The sequence below is a fragment of the Burkholderia sp. BCC1996 genome (assembly GCF_905339955.1).
GTDB lineage: Bacteria > Pseudomonadota > Gammaproteobacteria > Burkholderiales > Burkholderiaceae > Burkholderia.
Window position 1 is genome coordinate 1 of record NZ_CAJPHM010000105.1, and the last position, 396, is coordinate 396.

Sequence of the window (396 nt, forward strand, 5' to 3'; positions counted from 1 at the left end):
ACGCGCGCGCAGCTTCGCGGCGAACGCCTCGAGTTCGGCCTTCGATGCGCACGGCCCGACCAGCATCCCGTAGCCGCCCGAGCCGTGCACTTCCTTCACGACCAGTTCGTCGAGATGCTCGAGCACGTATTTCAGGCTGTCAGCCTCGCCGCAGCGCCAGGTCGGCACGTTCTCCAGCAGCGCCTTGCGGCCCGTGTAGAACTCGACGATCTCCGGCATGTACGAGTAGATCGCCTTGTCGTCGGCGATGCCGGTGCCCGGCGCGTTCGCGATCGTGATGTTGCCGGCGCGGTAGACGTCCATGATCCCGGCCACGCCGAGCACCGAATCGGGGCGGAACGTCAGCGGATCGAGGAACGCGTCGTCGACCCGGCGGTACAGCACGTCGATCGGCCT

Annotated in this window: 1 protein-coding gene; it reads right to left on the bottom strand. The window is 67.2% G+C overall.

From position 1 onward, the window contains the following. A partial coding sequence (locus tag U4Z64_RS37420) for a circularly permuted type 2 ATP-grasp protein (RefSeq protein WP_321822698.1) occupies positions 1 to 396 on the bottom strand: 396 nt, incomplete at both ends.